This is a genomic window from Enterococcus sp. S53 (assembly GCF_016516865.1).
Classification (GTDB): Bacteria; Bacillota; Bacilli; order Lactobacillales; family Enterococcaceae; genus Enterococcus_D; species Enterococcus_D innesii.
In genome coordinates, this window is the sequence record NZ_JACVUH010000005.1 from 222,353 (window position 1) to 239,435 (window position 17,083).

At 36.4% G+C, this 17,083-nt stretch carries 18 protein-coding genes and 2 pseudogenes; 3 read left to right on the plus strand and 17 right to left on the minus strand.

Features of this window, described 5'->3' with window-relative positions:
- Positions 1–34: 34 nt before the first annotated feature.
- Positions 35–1,054, minus strand: a complete 1,020-nt coding sequence (locus tag IAE45_RS09265) for a LacI family DNA-binding transcriptional regulator (protein WP_005226832.1) — start codon at positions 1,052–1,054, stop codon at positions 35–37.
- Positions 1,055–1,303: 249 nt separating this feature from the next.
- Positions 1,304–1,909 carry a class I SAM-dependent methyltransferase gene (locus tag IAE45_RS09270; protein ID WP_086293730.1) on the minus strand — a complete coding sequence of 202 codons (606 nt, stop codon included), beginning with the start codon at positions 1,907–1,909 and terminating at the stop codon, positions 1,304–1,306.
- A 335-nt stretch (positions 1,910–2,244) separates the two neighbouring features.
- On the opposite strand from IAE45_RS09270, the gene coaA reads away from it, so the two are divergent.
- Entirely contained in the window at positions 2,245–3,168 is a 924-nt protein-coding gene (gene coaA / locus IAE45_RS09275) for a type I pantothenate kinase (protein ID WP_005226828.1), read from the plus strand.
- Positions 3,169–3,248: 80 nt separating this feature from the next.
- A complete protein-coding gene (guaA, locus tag IAE45_RS09280) occupies positions 3,249–4,814 on the plus strand; it encodes a glutamine-hydrolyzing GMP synthase (protein ID WP_074934454.1) in 1,566 nt (521 codons plus the stop codon).
- An 85-nt stretch (positions 4,815–4,899) separates the two neighbouring features.
- Here the strand turns inward: guaA and IAE45_RS09285 are convergent, their stop codons facing one another.
- The 15 genes and pseudogenes from IAE45_RS09285 to IAE45_RS09345 all read right to left on the minus strand — a co-directional run bounded on the left by IAE45_RS09285 (position 4,900) and on the right by IAE45_RS09345 (position 16,236).
- Positions 4,900–6,096 (minus strand): site-specific integrase, encoded by a 1,197-nt coding sequence (locus tag IAE45_RS09285; RefSeq protein WP_200125782.1) that lies wholly within the window; start codon positions 6,094–6,096, stop codon positions 4,900–4,902.
- A 10-nt stretch (positions 6,097–6,106) separates the two neighbouring features.
- Positions 6,107–6,334 (minus strand): DUF3173 family protein, encoded by a 228-nt coding sequence (locus IAE45_RS09290; RefSeq protein WP_200125780.1) that lies wholly within the window; start codon positions 6,332–6,334, stop codon positions 6,107–6,109.
- A gap of 490 nt (positions 6,335–6,824) precedes the next feature.
- Positions 6,825–7,241 (minus strand): hypothetical protein, encoded by a 417-nt coding sequence (locus IAE45_RS09295; RefSeq protein ID WP_200125778.1) that lies wholly within the window; start codon positions 7,239–7,241, stop codon positions 6,825–6,827.
- A gap of 85 nt (positions 7,242–7,326) precedes the next feature.
- Positions 7,327–8,067, minus strand: a complete 741-nt coding sequence (locus IAE45_RS09300; protein WP_200125776.1) for a helix-turn-helix transcriptional regulator — start codon at positions 8,065–8,067, stop codon at positions 7,327–7,329.
- A 202-nt stretch (positions 8,068–8,269) separates the two neighbouring features.
- Positions 8,270–11,359, minus strand: a complete 3,090-nt coding sequence (locus tag IAE45_RS09305) for a DEAD/DEAH box helicase (RefSeq protein WP_200125774.1) — start codon at positions 11,357–11,359, stop codon at positions 8,270–8,272.
- A gap of 538 nt (positions 11,360–11,897) precedes the next feature.
- Positions 11,898–12,167 (minus strand): hypothetical protein, encoded by a 270-nt coding sequence (locus IAE45_RS09310; protein ID WP_200125772.1) that lies wholly within the window; start codon positions 12,165–12,167, stop codon positions 11,898–11,900.
- The gene (locus IAE45_RS09315; protein WP_325123418.1) at positions 12,164–12,472 is read right to left on the minus strand and encodes a WxL domain-containing protein; all 309 of its coding nucleotides are present in this window, start codon (positions 12,470–12,472) and stop codon (positions 12,164–12,166) included. The genes IAE45_RS09310 and IAE45_RS09315 overlap by 4 nt, the downstream gene beginning before the upstream one ends.
- An 11-nt stretch (positions 12,473–12,483) precedes the next feature.
- Positions 12,484–12,615, minus strand: coding sequence for a hypothetical protein (locus IAE45_RS19205; RefSeq protein WP_267907345.1), 132 nt, complete (start codon positions 12,613–12,615; stop codon positions 12,484–12,486).
- Positions 12,616–13,300: 685 nt separating this feature from the next.
- Positions 13,301–13,378: an LPXTG cell wall anchor domain-containing protein gene (locus IAE45_RS18880; protein WP_325123445.1), complete on the minus strand. Its 78-nt coding sequence runs from the start codon at positions 13,376–13,378 to the stop codon at positions 13,301–13,303.
- An 18-nt stretch (positions 13,379–13,396) separates the two neighbouring features.
- Complete coding sequence (locus IAE45_RS18885) at positions 13,397–13,606, minus strand: MucBP domain-containing protein (RefSeq protein WP_325123417.1); 210 nt, start codon at positions 13,604–13,606, stop codon at positions 13,397–13,399.
- Complete coding sequence (locus IAE45_RS09325) at positions 13,606–13,905, minus strand: hypothetical protein (protein WP_200125768.1); 300 nt, start codon at positions 13,903–13,905, stop codon at positions 13,606–13,608. Before IAE45_RS09325 ends, IAE45_RS18885 begins: the two co-directional genes overlap by 1 nt.
- Positions 13,906–13,949: 44 nt before the next feature.
- Positions 13,950–14,255: a BspA family leucine-rich repeat surface protein gene (locus IAE45_RS19355; protein ID WP_200143122.1), complete on the minus strand. Its 306-nt coding sequence runs from the start codon at positions 14,253–14,255 to the stop codon at positions 13,950–13,952.
- Complete coding sequence (locus IAE45_RS09335) at positions 14,245–14,811, minus strand: hypothetical protein (protein WP_200143123.1); 567 nt, start codon at positions 14,809–14,811, stop codon at positions 14,245–14,247. Before IAE45_RS09335 ends, IAE45_RS19355 begins: the two co-directional genes overlap by 11 nt.
- Positions 14,812–14,936: 125 nt before the next feature.
- Positions 14,937–15,200: pseudogene (locus IAE45_RS19360) on the minus strand (ArsC/Spx/MgsR family protein); the annotation flags it as partial.
- A 322-nt stretch (positions 15,201–15,522) separates the two neighbouring features.
- On the minus strand, positions 15,523–16,236 hold the full coding sequence (locus IAE45_RS09345; RefSeq protein ID WP_200125917.1) for an ETX/MTX2 family pore-forming toxin: 714 nt from the start codon (positions 16,234–16,236) through the stop codon (positions 15,523–15,525).
- Positions 16,237–16,296: 60 nt separating this feature from the next.
- Between IAE45_RS09345 and IAE45_RS09350 the strand changes: the two are divergent.
- Positions 16,297–17,083 (plus strand): annotated as a pseudogene (locus tag IAE45_RS09350) (IS3-like element IS1485 family transposase); the annotation flags it as partial.

The window sequence follows — 17,083 nt, forward strand, 5'->3', positions numbered from 1 at the left end:
CTATGAAAACACTTACAAGAAGAAATATACCGCATTATTTCTCGCTTGTCAATGTCTTCACGCTCTCACGAATAATTAATTTTGTATCAAAAATCTTATTTGGAATTCGCCGTGTCGGAAACTCAATGGCGTCCACTAAAAACTTCGCTGCGGTAAACCCAATCTCAAAGGTCGGCTGCATGACCGTGGTAAGCGGTGGAGTGATGTATTCCGATAATTTCAAGGCATCAAAACCGATTACCGAATAGTCTTCGGGTACTTTTTTGCCCGCCTCATAAATCGCTTGATAACAGCCGATCGCCATAGCATCGTTGCCACAGAAAAACGCTGTGATCTCTTTATACTTCAATAATTCCTTCGTTGCTTCGTACCCGCCGGTAACCGTTAATTCAGCATTTTCTACATATCGGCCTTTAAAAGGGATCTGATGATCCTTTAAGGCATGGCGATAGCCATTGAATCGTTCCTCTAATTGATAGTAGCCGGTGATTTCTTTGAGCATCGCAATGTTGCGGTGACCATTTTTGATCAAATAGCTGACGGCTTGGTAGGCGCCTTCGTATTCTTTCACGATCAAACGACCATTGTCCCGCTGATTGATCCCACGATCGACTAAAATAATTGGTCGGTCATCAAAGAACCCGCTCTTCAAGGAATAATCCTCTGGCAGCAAATGCGGCGTCGCTAATAAGATGCCATCTACCGAACGATGAGACAGTTCATTCAAATATTGAACCTCTTTTTCTTGGCTGTGGCGCGAATTGCATAACACTAACATGTAACCTAGTGGATTGAAATAACTTTCCGCCCCTTCAATGACTTTAGAGAAAAAGAAATCCGTCACATCAGGCACGATCATTCCGATCGTTTTTGAATGGCGGTTGATAAGATTCGAAGCAAAAAAATCCGGCTTATAGTGATATTTATTTACGATATCTAAGACCCGCTTTCGGGTTTCTTCACTAAAACGGCTGCCTTTATTGTTTAGGATCTGCGACACGGTCGTGACAGAGACGCCAGCCATTTCAGCAATCTGTTTAATCGTCAATTTCATCTGCTTCTCTCCTCTCTTGCCTAAAGTGTAGCAAATTTTTCTCAAAAAAAATAGCACACTTTCAACAAGTGTGCGACTTTCTTTTTCGTTGATCAAAAATGGCCCGATGGTACAGACAGCTCTTTTAGCGGAGCTGCGATTGCTCCAAAGGCTGCTGACAACAGGCTTTTTGAGAAACCAACTGCCCAGTTGCTGCTAACCAGCACTTGCCTTGGCGATGCCTTTGATCTGTTGATAATCAAAGAGCAGCTACGCTTCTTTTACGCTTTGAATGATGTAATAGCCTTTGTCTTTTTTGATGATTTCGGCATTGCCAAAGGTCTCTTGCATTTTCTTTTGAGCACTGGGCGCCCCTTGTTTCTTTTGGATCACGATCGTTAAGGTTCCCCCTGCTTTTAGCAGCGGAAACGCCCCTGTCAAAATCTCATGGACGACTTCTTTTCCTGCCCGAATCGGTGGATTGCTGAGGATCGCCGCATAAGCAGGTTGATTTAATTGGGCATAGATATTGGATTGATGGATATCTACCTGTTCAATGCCGTTACGCTGGGCATTGCCTTTTGCCAAATCCACTGCCCGCTGATTGATATCGATCATCTCGACAGGCCGCTGACTTGCATAAGCCAACGCTAAGCCAACAGGACCATAGCCACATCCAACGTCTAGCAGACTTCCTTCTGGCAGCTCCGCCCACTCAAACGCGTCGATCAGCACCCTCGAGCCGTAGTCCACCGTGTCTCGGGAAAACACCCCGCTATCTGTCACAAAATGAAACTTCTTTCCTCTTAATTCAAACGACCATTGTTCAAAATCATGGGCCGTATCAGGATTTTCTGTATAGTAATGATTACTCATGTTTATGCTCCTTTCTTCTATTCCCTCTTCGCTTGTTTTTTCTACTGGCTTCTACTGGTTTTTCCTTGTTTCTTCTATTAGAACGAGTGAACGTAGTGAAAACACCAGTAAAAAAGCCGTGCAAGATTTGCCTGCTGCTTCTTTCTAATCATACCGAAAAACAGCCAGAAGTAAACGCCCAGCAAAAAAAACAACGAAAAAACAGTTTTTTGTTGTTTCTTCAAAGGAAATCATGTCTTTTTTCCAAGTTCAGCGGGTTTCTATGGTAAAATACTTTCGAACAGTGGCCTATCGCTTCTAATAGAAACCGATGATGCCGCAAAAAGGAGCTTACTATGCAAGAAACCATGAATTTTTATCAAATTCCTCGTGAGCAATGGCAAGGGTTTTATACGAACGGCATGATGCCTTTCACTCAAGAAGAATTGGATAATATCAAAAGTTTGAACGACCGGATCTCGGTCCAAGATGTGGAAGATGTTTACGTGCCTTTGTGCCATCTGATCCATCTTTATATGAAAGAGTTTGAATCATTGACCCTCAGCAAGGGACTCTTTTTACACCGCTACGTCAAAATGCCGCCTTTTATCATTGGCATCGCTGGAAGTGTCGCCGTCGGCAAAAGCACCACCGCACGACTCGTCCAAAATTTGTTGGCCCGTTTGTTTCCCCGTAGAACAGTCCAACTAATCACCACTGACGGCTTTTTGTACCCGAACGAAGTCTTGGAAGAACGCGGCAGCTTGAATCGCAAAGGATTTCCAGAAAGTTATGACATGGAAGCCTTGATCAACTTTTTGAATGCGGTCAAGTCAGGAGAACCAGACATTCAGATCCCCGTCTACTCCCATGAAGTCTACAATATTATTCCTGATACGTATGAAACGATCAGTCAACCAGATATCTTGATCGTGGAAGGCATCAATACCCTGCAGCTGCCTGCCAACCAACAAATCTATATCAGTGACTTTTTTGATTTTTCAATTTTCGTGGATGCCCAACCAGCACTGATCGAAAAATGGTATTTGGAACGATTTGAATCATTACTAGACACGGCCTTTCAAGATCCCAGCAATTATTATTACCAATATGCGATTGGGGATCGCAAGGAAGCGATTAAAATGGCAAAAGAAGTATGGAAAAATGTGAATTTAAAGAATTTACACGAGTATATCTTGCCTACACGCAGCAGAGCCGATATAATTCTTCATAAAACAAAGCACCATTTGATCGATGAAGTGTTCTTGCGCAAGTATTGACCGCTTCATTTTTATAATTATGCTGTTGAAAAGGCCCAGCCTTTTTTCAATAAAAACTAAAAGAATTGAGGTAATTTATTGTGACAAACGTTGACACTTTGCCAAACGTCGAAAAAATTATCGTACTTGATTACGGTAGTCAGTATAACCAGCTGATTACACGCCGTATTCGTGAGTTCGGTGTTTTCTCAGAATTATTGAGCCACCGCATTACCGCTGAAGAAGTAAAAGCGATGAATCCAAAAGGGATCATCTTATCTGGCGGACCAAACAGCGTCTACGACGAGAACTCTTTCGGCATCGACGAGAAAATTTTTGATTTAGGCATCCCAGTTTTAGGGATCTGTTACGGCATGCAGTTGATTACTTATAAATTAGGCGGAACAGTTGAACCAGCCAAAAACCGTGAATACGGCAAAGCAGAATTGGAAGTCACTTCTGATGCAGCGGCCCTTTTCCAAAACACGCCCGCAACCCAAACCGTGTGGATGAGCCACGGGGATTTGGTCACTCAAGCACCTGCAGGCTTTGACGTTGTGGCGACGAGCAAAGATTGCCCGATTGCTTCTATCCAAGATGCCGAGCGCAAAATGTACGGTATCCAATTCCACGCAGAAGTTCGCCATTCAGAATACGGCAACGACTTATTGCGTCACTTTGCTATTGACGTTTGTCAATGTACAGGTGATTGGACAATGGACAACTTCATCGATATGGAAATCGCAAAAATCCGCGAACAAGTGGGCGACAAAAAAGTCTTGCTTGGTCTTTCCGGCGGGGTCGATTCTTCTGTCGTTGGTGTTCTTTTACAAAAAGCGATTGGCGATCAACTGACTTGTATTTTTGTTGACCACGGCCTCTTGCGTAAAGGCGAAGCCGAGCAAGTAATGGAAAGCTTAGGCGGCAAATTCGGCTTGAACATCATCAAAGTTGATGCCAAAGAACGTTTCCTATCAAAACTTGCTGGGGTTTCTGATCCTGAAGAAAAACGCAAGATCATCGGGAATGAATTCGTGTACGTCTTCGATGATGAAGCAACCAAACTAGCTGGCGAAGAAGGCGTTTCTTTCCTTGCCCAAGGAACCCTTTATACCGACGTCATCGAATCAGGAACCGAAACTGCTCAAACCATCAAATCACACCACAATGTGGGTGGTTTACCTGAAGACATGCAATTCAAATTGATCGAACCATTGAACACCTTGTTCAAAGACGAAGTCCGTGAATTAGGGACTCAACTTGGCATGCCAGACAGCATCGTATGGCGCCAACCATTCCCTGGACCAGGTCTAGGTATTCGTGTCCTTGGCGAATTGACAGAAGAAAAACTAACGATCGTCCGCGACTCGGACGCCATCTTGCGGGAAGAAATCGCAAATGCCGGCTTAGACCGCGACATTTGGCAATACTTCACCGTCTTACCAGGCATCCGCTCCGTCGGTGTCATGGGTGATGGCCGGACCTACGATTATACCGTCGGCATCCGTGCAGTCACTTCAATCGATGGCATGACCGCTGACTTTGCCCGCATCCCATGGGAAGTCCTACAAAAAATCAGCGTCCGCATCGTCAACGAAGTCGCACACGTCAATCGAATCGTGTACGATATTACGAGCAAACCACCTGCTACTGTGGAGTGGGAATAGTCGCAGATACGCTACAAACGCTGATAAATCAGCGTTTGTAGCGTTCTTTTTTTGTCATTGCAAATTAATTGCAAATTTTTCTTTTTTACCTAGATAGTTTTAAATACTCTGCTGTATATTGATTACTTATATTTGGACCTTTATTCTCATCAGGGCTTATTACATTCATTATCCCATTTAATTTTTTCGCTACTTGAAAATTACTATTTGGATAAAGATGACCATAAGTGCCTAACGTAGTTTCAATATCTTCATGCCCGAGACGATCTTTAATCACAATGGCATTTTCCCCCAAACTAATTAGTAGGGAGGCATGCGAGTGACGTAACGCATGAATACGAATTCGATGAACTCCTGCTAACTTAGCATAACGATCAATAGCATAGGATATTGTATGCTTTTGCGTTGGAAATCCATTATAAGAAAGAATAAAATCTGTCTCTAAAACTCTTTGTTGTTCCTCTTCCCATTTTTTTAAGTAACCTAATGTAATATCGTCCAAAGGAATATATCGAATACTTGCCTTTGTTTTAGGTTCTGTAAAATAAAACTCATCAACATTCTTGTAATACAGTGATTTAGTTACAGATAAGATTCCTGACTCATAGTCAACATCACTCCATTGTAACGCTGTAGCTTCTCCAATACGTAAACCAGACATAAATAATAGCCATAACGTAGTAAACACAAACCGTTGATAATAGTCTCCAATATAAATATTGGCAATAACTTTTTCAAATTCTTCTTTTGTCCAAAAATCAACAACCTTCTTCTCTTTTTTTACATTTCCAACTATTTTAGAAGGGTTCCTTTGACTCAAACCTAAAACAACAGCTCGATCCATTGCTACAGAAAAAATCCCTTGAACCACTCGAACATAAGACCGACTTAATGTTTCAGCCATTTTGGATTGCCAAGTTTGAACATTAATAGGCGTAATCTCATCCACGTTCAGGTGATAGAAAAATGGAAAGTGTTTTAAAATACTTGATTGCCGATTTTCAAATGTTCTAATCTCTACTCTTGTTTTATAATACGGAAGAAACACTTGTTCAATATAGGCTTTGAAATTCATTTTCGAAATACCTTCTCGTTTCGAAGAATCCCTTACATTACTTTCGACATTTACAAGAAGCTCTGCATAGGCCTTTTTTGCCTCTTTTTGTGTTTTAAATCCACTACGATATTTTTGGATCAACTTTCCTGTTAATTGATCTATACCCAAAAACGCACGGAAATAGTAGGTCCCATTTTTTGCTTTTTTTATATTCTCTTTAACCATTATTTTCTCCTCATGTACGAGGCGAAATACGCTCTTTGTTCTGATTTTTTTCCGACTGATTAATATTTATTCCCAGTATTTCTTCTACTACTACCGTAGGAACTCTGTCTAACTTTCTAGACTGATAGTACGTATGTCCCTGTTCAATCAATTGTCCTTTTGCTTTTTTAATAATATCTGCTGAAAATGATGGTCCATATCCCAGATCTATCAAGTCTTTCTTAGTAATAGTTATCATGATTCTCCTTTCCTACCAATAGAGAAAGCCCTCTCACATCTAGTTTACGGGGTTCCTCTACGGTAATCAACCTATTCTTTAATAAATTACTTTTCAAATAACCTTGGAAAAGGTTCACAAGAGTTTTTCTCTTCTCCCTGCATTCCCAGCGAGGCGTTTACGCGAGTATCATTATACCAACAGAGTGATTATGGCCTTTTGTTTCCACCCAAAAGTTACAAAAAATAAGAATCGCTCCAATTATATTTATCATAATTATCATGGCGCTATTTTTTATGTGCTCCTACTCTATTGAAAGGATTTGAAAAGCATATATTCAGGTTTCAAAGAACAACTCAGAAAAATTTCGGATGCGACTTCAACTTTTCTTGACTCCTTTATATCACTTAATTTTTTTTATCAATAGAAATTATTCTATTTATGGCTTATGAAGCACGAATCTTGAAGCATTTACTCTTATTTTTTTATTGTTCTTTAACATCATCCTTTCTTAATTCAACTCATGATTTCTCCTATATTGCCAAAATCCTCGATATGCACGTTCAACATTTATTGCGCTATCCTTATTCATTCGTTGTAAGTAATTACTTTGAAAATTACTATACGATATAGAAAATTGTTGTTCTTCTATTAAGTGTTGGTAAATTGGCTTAGCTTTAACAGGAACACCTTGCTTTTTTAAGAAAGATGCGACTTTTAGTGAAATAATATTATAATCGTTTTTACTCATACCAATCTCTTTTTGTTGTATATAATCGCTATATTCACGTTCTGTTTTAAAACTCATATTAAGTTGTTTCAATTTTAAAGAAATTTCACGATACTTTTCGGCAAGCTCTACCATTTCTTCTGCAATACTGAATAATTGATTTTGTAGTTCTTCTTTCCTCATTCTAGTTTTTCCCAAAATTTCCTCTCCTCTCCTTTACTTAGTCTTCCTAACTCTCCTTCAAACTTTCGTATATACTATATTTACTTCATTACACCAAACTTTAACGGTGATTGGTTATATTTATTGATTCTAGTTTGTATTTAGACCGATAAATTTCTGGCAATACTCCTGTATACTGCTTAAACGCTCGATTGAAGGTGCTTGAGCTAAAGTACCCTAATTTTTCTGCAATTTTAACTGTCGAAATATCTGTCATTTCTAAAAGATTTTTTGCTTCATCAATTCGAATGTTTCGTATGAGATCATTCGCCGGTTTCCCAAGCTGTTGAATGCAAAAACGTCTTAGTGTTGAACGAGACATAGACATATGAACCGCTAACTCCTCTACAGTGACTCTATGGTAGATATTGTCTTGAATAAACTGAATAAGCTTAAATACTTCAAATTGTTTCTTTAAAAGCTCTAAATTCATTTGAATGGTTTTTCTGATTATCATATCCAGTGCTACTTCTATTGCATATGAACTATCTTGATTTTCAAAACGAGTAAATAGTAAATGGACTAGAACAACAATCTCCGAGTTTTTCTTAAGGTCCACCAGTAAATCTACATAGTCGCCTTCAAAGCTTTTCAATTTTAGGCTAGCTATGATCATCTGATCGAAATTTGTTATTTTTAGATAATCCGAGAGTCCAGATTGTGGTACCATTCCAATCGCAATTTCCGGCTTTTTATTTTGATTCATTCTTTTGAACAAAATTAGTATCCACCTCTCGGTGTGAGAGAATTCTTTTAAAATTTTCTTTCCATCTACATAATGAATTTTTTCAATATCAATCATTCTAAACCGCCTCCTTATAAACTTTTCTACCACACATATATAACGCTTTCAGCCTAATATATACTATATAATTCACGATGCACAGAACTTGATTTCCCATGCAATAAAAAACAAAAAAAGAAACTCGAATGAGAATATCACTTCGAGTTTCTTTAGTTGATGAGCACTTCTGTCATGTTTTTTTCTTAATTCTATTATATAACTACTTCCTATTATAGTCTTGGATAACCTTCATGGTTGTATCTGCTACACTGCTTCCTAACCTACTGTATAATTGTTGGTCTCCCACAATATAGAGCTCCTCTTTTGCTCGGGTAGATGCAACATTTATAATATTTGGTTCTTTAACAACCCATGCGGCTGCTCCTAAACTACTTATATCTGCACCCAATATAAGGTAAACGATTTTGGCCTCTTTCCCTTGAAAAGTATGGACGGTCCCTACATTGACAGGCTTTCCATTTTCCCAACAGAGAAAACCTATGTCGGTTAGTTCACCAACTAACCTATATGCAACGTTTTTGAATGGTGTAATTACATAAATATCATTGGGGCTAATTCCACCTTCACTCATTCGTTGAATAATTTGCGCCTTAACAAAATCGGATTGCTCTTTTACAAATTTATCGTCTGCTTTACCAGAAATATTTACCCATACACCACATCCATCTGTTTCGTCTAACGACTTTCCTTGAACCATCATTCCATTGTAAGAGATTTTATTAGCTATTGTAAACATTGGTTCTTTTGACCTTCGATGTACCCACAACGGAATGCCAATCCATTCAAGCCCAGTCTTCTCAAACCCAAATTTACCTACACTATCAATAAGAGTTTGGGTCGAAACTGACGGTGATACGTAACATTCATTCACTCGATAATTTCTACGAATGAGATTCATTACATTTGAATCCAATGTTAATACCGGTTTAATTTGAGAAGGATCTCCTACAGCCAGAATTTTCTTACTTCTAAAAATTGCTCCTACACTTGCCTGAGGCAATGCTTGTCCTGCTTCATCAATAAATAAATTACTTATACCTTCTTCTCCAATATACATAAACATGCGTCTAAAGCTAGCGAATGTTGTACTGATTACTGGAATTGAAAAATTTACCCATTGCCAAGATTCACTTACTAGTTCAAGTCCATTTTCTTTTTTCATATACGAATATTGTTTTTTAAATATTTTTCTTGCCGCAGAGAATGATTCCCTATTCTCATATAAAAATTGTTTTCTTACCTCCAATGCTTTAATAAACAACTTAGATTGTTTAATTCTGTATTCTTTTGAGAACCACGGATTAGATTTTTGCAATTCTTCGTATGGTTTAGAAAAATCAATCTCATCAAAAAAAGCTTCTGCTTTTAATTTTAGTAATTGTTCTTTTTTATTCCCAAGATTTTCCAAATCATTTTTTTGAGTTATTTCCCAATCTTTAAACTCTTTTTCCAATTTGCTTTTTTGTTCTTGAACTTTTTCAATGTCAGCTTTATACGTTTCTAGCACTTGATTCTTATTATTTATTTTTGATTCATACTCTCTTTTCTCTATTAAAAGTTCTGCTAACTTTTTTTCCTCATCTTTCAAAATGAGCAGATATTCTTCAACTCGCTTATTCCTGAAAATTTTTTTTATTCTTATTAACTTTGGCTTGTGTGATACTAGATGATTATATTCATTCTTTGTTTTTTCAAATTCATGTTGAACTTTGTCCAATTTACTTTTTAATTGTTTGAAAAGTTTTAGTGTACGCTTGCTTTTATCCAGTAAAACTATTAGCTGTTCCTTAAATTCTTCATTTCTATATTCTAAATCTCTAACACGAATATTTCTATCTTTTTGATATGATCTTAATGATAACTCATAAATTTTTAGAACTTGCGGCAATTCTTTTATTCTCTCATAATATCTTTGCCTTTCATGCCGTTCATCCACCAGTTCTTGATGAAGTTTTTCAAATTCTCTATATACTTCTGGATTAGATACATACTCTTTTTCCAAGAAATAATCTATGCTTTTTAAACTTTGGAATAAATTTTGCCTATTCTGGTAGTTGCCTCCCTCGATAGAAAACGTTCCCCATTTGCTTTCAGTTATTCCTTCTAAAATCTGTTCATTATTTTTTTTATTCACATTCTCATTTGCCGTGTTTGTAAAGTAGTCTGCTTCTAAAATAGTTTCCCTAAATTCATCAGCTATTTGATTTAGTTGAGGTAACTGATTAACAACATTCTGAAGAGCTCCATTATTTGAACTAGCTATAACAACACTTTTATCAGAAATCTCAGTACTTAATTTTCCAATGAATCTATTGTTTTTGTAGCTTATATTTTTTTCCATGTCTTTTCTTGAGAGGCAACAGATTTCATTAGCCTGATTAACAATTAGTTCTGCGATGACATCTCTAAGCAATGTAGTTTTTCCCGTTCCTGGAGGACCATTAACACTTCGCATTGTTTCTTTTTCATTTAATACTATATTAACTGCTACTTGTTGCATAAACGATAATGCATGCTCTGGATTACTGGGAAATCTCCCTAATGGATAGTTCTTTGGTTGAAGGAATTCCTCGAGAATATTGGGATTAAATTTTTCTGAATCAATATTACTATCTAAATTAACTCTGTTTCCGGTATAGTCTTCAAAGTAACGCTGTAGATTCCTAGTATTCATTGATTTGGCCAGTTCTAAATCATCTATATAAAAAGAATGAAGATTCACATCGTCTAAATCTAAATTTTCTAGAAAAGCATAACGACAATTCTCTGGCCTCGACTTATACTGTTTAAAAATGTTACCTAACCAATCATTAAATTTTTCTTTTTCAAACTTGATAGCTAAGTCTTCTTGTAATTTTTTTTCAGCTTCATAAAAGTATTCTGGTAATTCTTTTTTATATCTTATGTAACCACTTATTGTAAAGAATAGCTTTTCCGGAACAAAATTTAGATTTTTATCAAAGTATAGAGCAAATGTAAATTTTTTTGATTCAACTGTTTCGTCATAAATAGATGGAACATTGTATTTTTTTCGTAAAATATCAATAATTTCTTGGAAGTCAAAAATATCAAAAAAGAGCACCAATCCAATTTTTTGGAAATTAATTCTAGATTTACTTTCCCGCAGATTTTTTTCCTGTATAGAAATGAAGCGGCTAAAAAGTTGTTCAAAATCTATTTCGCTTTGTTTATTAAAAAGGTGATATTTTTTATTCCTTACATCAATTGTACCTTCCGACAGCTGTTCTATAGCTATCCAGGCGTCTAACACATCTGACTTTTGATCCATGTATGCTCCTCCATATCCAAGAAACCATTACTTTTATGTACTGATAATAACCCCTTAGATTTCAAGATATTAAATAATCCTTTTAAAACAAAAAAACCATAGAAATAAATGGTTTTATGACTATTATCCTATAATTAATATCGTTTTTCAATTGCTTTTAGTATTGCTCTAACTTTCTATGTCAATATATAAATAGACTTAAACAGTTTAAAATTTACAACAAAAAGCAACCTAGAAAATTTATTTTTCCAGGTTGTGACTACTGACTTGGTTGCTAACAATTAGTTCCTGAGTTTCCATCAATTCACATTTAGAATCATTTTCATACGCTATACATACAAGAAGTGCTGCCTGAAACTTCAATAACGGGCAGCACAAATCTAATTATGCAGATCTGAAATAATTTTATCATATAATCAATATTTTTTCTACATTATACATGGTTTTTGAACACTAAAGAGAATAAACCTACTTCTATTTTTTTATATTTATTTTTGGAACTGCATTATCTACCTATTAGAAATGATCCCAATAATCATCATCTAATGACCTCTGTATCCTTATTACCAAAACGATAAACCCATGTACCTGTTCCAGTATCTTCTCCAGCCTTAGCTGAAAGAAGTGGCCGTCTTACCCCCGGAACTAATACTTGTTTCTCGTCCTTAATATTTGTTGGTACTTTATCGATATCTCCTTGAGAAGTGGTTTGTAATTGTTGATTGTTCAGGGTAATACTTGCCCTCTCACTTCCCTTTCTGGATCTTCCGTATCCGTAAATTGCGTTTGAGTAACCGCTAATTCTCATCCACCACGATATCCTTTTGGGCGATCACTGATTTGGACATAGTTCGGATGCTCTTCATTTTCCAGAACAGTTCCGTCACTATCTAATAAATACTGTGGTTTCGCAAAGTAAGACTCATTATTCGCTGAAATAGTCTTGTACCCAAAGTTAAATCGGGAAACAAAATCAATACCTAGTAAGCCTTGATTTTCTGAAAGCTCTGGTGGATTCTCTGGATCAACTTCTTTATCGGGATTCAACGGATCTACAGGCGGTAGATCTCCTAGGTCACCCACAATTAAGGTAGTGGCTGGTTCAAAGGTTATATCATGGAAATCTAACTCTTTGCTGGATTGATATTCACCATCTCATTGTTTGTGGCAGGAATATTCACGTCACCCATTTTTTCTACAGAACCTTCTTTGTCACGCAGAAAGACTTGAATTTCATCATCCTCTTCTAAATTCAAACTAGATAAATCCGATTCAAAGTCTCCAGAATCTGACGCAGTCGTTTAGGTAAACTCTGTGTCATTGTGCCTTGCCGTAATCTCTACATTAGGAGTAGCTGAACGACCTTGAATTCTTGCTGCAGGCTTTGCAATGATAGAATTGTTAACGTCTGCTAGTTTTGGGGAATGATTGGGAATTCTGTTACCTAATCCACCTCAATAATGTCTTCAGAATCTTCGCCCCCAATCTAGCTTCGTTTCTCTCCCCAGTAATTTCACCGAGGTCACTTCCACTTTGTCACCTTTAGTTAAGAAATTGTCTAAAACAATTTCTTACAGTCCACCATGTGGCTCTTCTCCATACACACTAATCTCTGGGCGTTCACCTGAATGTCCACGAGTCTTCGCACGATAGGTCTCAGTTAAAACTGTCTGGTTTAGTTCCAATCACTTCTACGTCGGCATCATCATCTCATGCTGGTCGGCTATCATTCACCCCAGTCAGGTATATCCAAAAAAATATTGTAGTCAAAAACTTTTTTAAGTTTCTGACCCCTTTAATGAATTGTTCATTCTTTTTTTGCTAGACCTAGATTTTGTTACAGGTTTCTGTACACAATATAGAATAATTTTCATAGAAAATTGATTTTAAAAAAAAGAGTATCCAGAAATATGGTTATTTTCTGGATACTCTTTCCTAATTTTATTGCTTAATTTTTTTGCGTTTTTTAGCTACTATGAACGCAAGAGTAACTAATAAAGCTCCAGCAGTAGTCATAATTAATTGACCATGAAGCTGTTATCCAGTTTTTGGCAAATTATTATTGGAATTATTATTATCTTTTGAACCCGATGTTTTAGATTCATACACATACATCACTTCTTGTGCTTCTTCTGTAAATGTCCCTGAGGCATTGTTTGGTGTTTCTACCACATACCAGCCTGGGATCTCTTTTGGTTCACTATCATATGGCAAGCCGACTTTTCCGCTTAAAATGCTTGGTTCCACTAACTGATTGCCTTCGGGGAATATTGGTGTTTCACCGTAACATCAGCACCTTCAACTCTTGGTTGCCATGCATAAGCATCTGCATCGGTATCTCCACTAAAATTAGCTACTAATTCAGAAGCTGTCCAAATATTCGATCCTTTGGGCTCTTCAGCAGTTCCAGACCCAATATTTATCCAATATCCTGTATATTGATCATTAGTGGCCACATCCGGAAATGTCGCATTTGTTAAAAAGGTAAAATCATTGCCCAACTCTATGGATTTCAAAGCAGTTAGATTTTCAAATGTCCCATCCATGAAACTCCCTGCATTCGTATTAAAGCTTGATAAATTAAGATATTCTAATGCAGTCTTCCTTGAAACATTCGTTGAAAAAAGCGCACTCTATTCGTTTGGAAATTTGACAGATCTAAACTTTTAACACTAGACATCCCTTGAAACATACTTAACATTTGAGTAACATTACTTGTATCAAAACTGGATACATCTAAAGATTGTAAGTTTGTTGTTCCTTGAAACATGCTACTCATTCCTCTAACTCGAGAGGTATTGAAATTAGAAACATTTATGCTTGTTAAGCTGCTCATATTATTAAACATATATATCATAGTAGTAACGTTGCTTGTATCTAATTTTCTAAACCTCAAACTCTACGACCCTATTTAATGAAGTAAACAAATAATCAGAATTACTATTTGCTACGACGCCCTCATCAATAACTATCTTAAAAACTTGATTTGAATAAGTTCTCCAAAGATTGATATTAGTTCCCAACTTCCCAAGCGTACCGCTACCAATATGAAGTACACCTTCGTTTGTTATATACCAATCCGAAGTTCTAAAAGTTCCCGAGGCTATATTCTCTGCAAGTACTTCCGCTCGCTGCTCCTCAGTATCATTCGATTCGTCTCGACTTGATTCTGAACGATCATTTGAAGATTCAATAGGTTCAGAACTTTCAGTCTGGCTAGTTTCACTACTATCTGTTCTACTAATGCTGTTACTTTCATTAGAACTCGTCATATCTTCATTCCCATCACTAGAAACTGAGGAAATTTCTTGTTCTTCTGATATACTGCTTTCTATGGCATCTTGATTCAAACCTGTCTCTTCAGTAATTGATTCGGCATTGACAATAGAAAGTGGCGGCGCTTGACCTAGAAGTAAACATCCAATTAGTACGATTCTCCCATACTTCCCCATTATAAATAAATCCTTTCTCATTAGTATTTGCACGCTTATACATCTTCCCACAAATATATACATAATTTAAATTTCTATAATATAAATTATTCTATTTGCTACTTTTTTTCGCAAATAATTATAAATTATTTTGATTTTTCCGGATTATTTTTAAGAAATACTAAACAAATAAGGATTTTCCATGTATTTTGTACTCTTATATTCTCTTCTACTAGACGATAGCAATTATTGTGTAGCAATCGCGTGCTTCTGTATTGCTTCGAAAGAAAACACCTTATTTCTCTCTCATTAAATCCAATCACTAGCTTTTTCTCATCAATAATGGGCAGCTTAATCAAGGATGGATTGCTGATAAGTACAGTTATTAAGTCGTCTGTAGAACACTCATTTTCATTGAGTTTAGCTGTTTAAACTTAGTGGTCCGAGTATTAATCAAGTCATCAAATCCGTTCTCAGCATGAGCTAATATTTTTTGATTTCGTGTTCTTCAATTGGCTTTTTTTAGTGATTTTCACAATCCTCGATGTTCTTATTCAACTAAAGTCAAATTTATTCTCGATTGGAATTATTTAGCTTTAATAACTCTTCTTGTGCATGTGTACTCATATTTTGTTTTGATAGATTCTGGATACAATTCATATCTATACCCTTATTTTAACGTATAAAAAAGACAAAGCACTAAAAATCTGATACTTTGTCTAAAATCTTAAGCTATTCAAGTTTCTTATTACCTTGATTTTTTATCGGATCAATACTAAACCAGTTTGTTTTTTCAATCATTCGAGTTTTCTTATTGATATATTCAACTTTAACGTTGAATATACTTCCGTACTCTGACTCAAAGTTACCTTGCCCTTTTGCTAATAAATGATTGGGATTACTACTTTTTGAAACTGTTTCAATTTCTTCCGGTATATTATTCTCCATATCTATTTGTGCTTGTTTATATCCCCCATCATAAAGTTTATCCAAGGTTACATATTTAAGTGGTCCGCCAAATTTAGGAACAAGTGGTATCTTATCATAACCATAACCTGCATTCAGACCAATTTCTGAATATAGATTCATGGTTCCTTTAATTTGTTTTACATCTAATAGCGCTGTTACTCTAGCAATTGTATGTGGAGGTACTTGGATGGTTTGGGAAGGAGCAATATATTCTACACTGTCAGATGTTTCATATCCTTCAGATTTATGAAAGTTATATTCTGTTTTTATAGTGATTTTCCCTTCTGCCACAAACGGTATCCCTACTTTTCCTTCAGTATCCACGCCCAACTTAAATCCATTTTGTGTAGATGTTGTTGATTTATTTGAATGAACTTTTTTAAATTCTGTAGATCTTAACGATTGTTCGTGATCAGTGTCATTGTCCAGATCACTTTGTCCTGCCCATAGTGGAGTAGTACTTGGATAGGCTACAATTAACTAGACAGAAAAATTAAGGTGTGTAGACTAGAAGAAAACATACCAGGAGGAATTTTTATGTCTAAGAGAACACGAAGAACTTTTTCACAAGAATTCAAGCAACAAATCGTCAATCTTTACTTAGCTGGAAAGCCACGTGTAGAAATCATTCGAGAATATGAACTAACGGCTTCAGCATTTGACAAATGGGTAAAGCAATCTAAAACGAGTGGTTCATTCAAAGAAAAAGATAATCTTACGCCTGAACAAAAAGAATTGTTAGAACTACGTAAAAGAAACCAGCAATTAGAAATGGAAAATGATATTTTAAAGCAAGCAGCGCTGATATTCGGACGAAGAGACAAGTAATCGATGCGAATAAGCATCTTTACCCTATATCAGCGATGTGCAGAATATTAGGTCTATCACGTCAGTCCTATTATTATCAATCAAAACCAAAGAAAGATGAATCAGAACTTGAAGAAGTAGTCGCTGAAGAATTTATCCGCAGCCGAAAGGCCTACGGCTCAAGAAAAATAAAAAAAGCCTTATCAAAACGAGGCATTCAGATCAGCCGACGAAAAATTAGTAGAATCATGAAAAATAGAGGATTAAAATCGAGCTATACTGTTGCTTATTTTAAAGTACATCATTCTACTTGCAATGAAGCCAAAACGACAAACGTATTGAATCGTAAATTCTTAAGAGACAACCCATTAGAAGCGATCGTAACAGACTTGACTTATGTACGAGTCGGGAAAAAATGGAATTATGTCTGTTTCATTTTGGATCTGTTCAATCGAGAAATTCTCGGCTATTCTTGTGGAGAACATAAAGATGCCGTTCTAGTAAAAAAAGCATTTAG

Coding starts and splice junctions, on each gene's coding strand:
- IAE45_RS09335 (WP_200143123.1), bottom strand. CDS start 14,811: ATGGGGAAGTATGGGAGAATCGTACTAATTGGATGTTTACTTCTAGGT.
- IAE45_RS09265 (WP_005226832.1), bottom strand. CDS start 1,054: ATGAAATTGACGATTAAACAGATTGCTGAAATGGCTGGCGTCTCTGTC.
- IAE45_RS09305 (WP_200125774.1), bottom strand. CDS start 11,359: ATGGATCAAAAGTCAGATGTGTTAGACGCCTGGATAGCTATAGAACAG.
- IAE45_RS09300 (WP_200125776.1), bottom strand. CDS start 8,067: ATGATTGATATTGAAAAAATTCATTATGTAGATGGAAAGAAAATTTTA.
- coaA (WP_005226828.1), top strand. CDS start 2,245: ATGCAAGAAACCATGAATTTTTATCAAATTCCTCGTGAGCAATGGCAA.
- IAE45_RS09325 (WP_200125768.1), bottom strand. CDS start 13,905: ATGGATGGGACATTTGAAAATCTAACTGCTTTGAAATCCATAGAGTTG.
- IAE45_RS09270 (WP_086293730.1), bottom strand. CDS start 1,909: ATGAGTAATCATTACTATACAGAAAATCCTGATACGGCCCATGATTTT.
- IAE45_RS09310 (WP_200125772.1), bottom strand. CDS start 12,167: ATGAGAATTAGCGGTTACTCAAACGCAATTTACGGATACGGAAGATCC.
- IAE45_RS09285 (WP_200125782.1), bottom strand. CDS start 6,096: ATGGTTAAAGAGAATATAAAAAAAGCAAAAAATGGGACCTACTATTTC.
- IAE45_RS09290 (WP_200125780.1), bottom strand. CDS start 6,334: ATGATAACTATTACTAAGAAAGACTTGATAGATCTGGGATATGGACCA.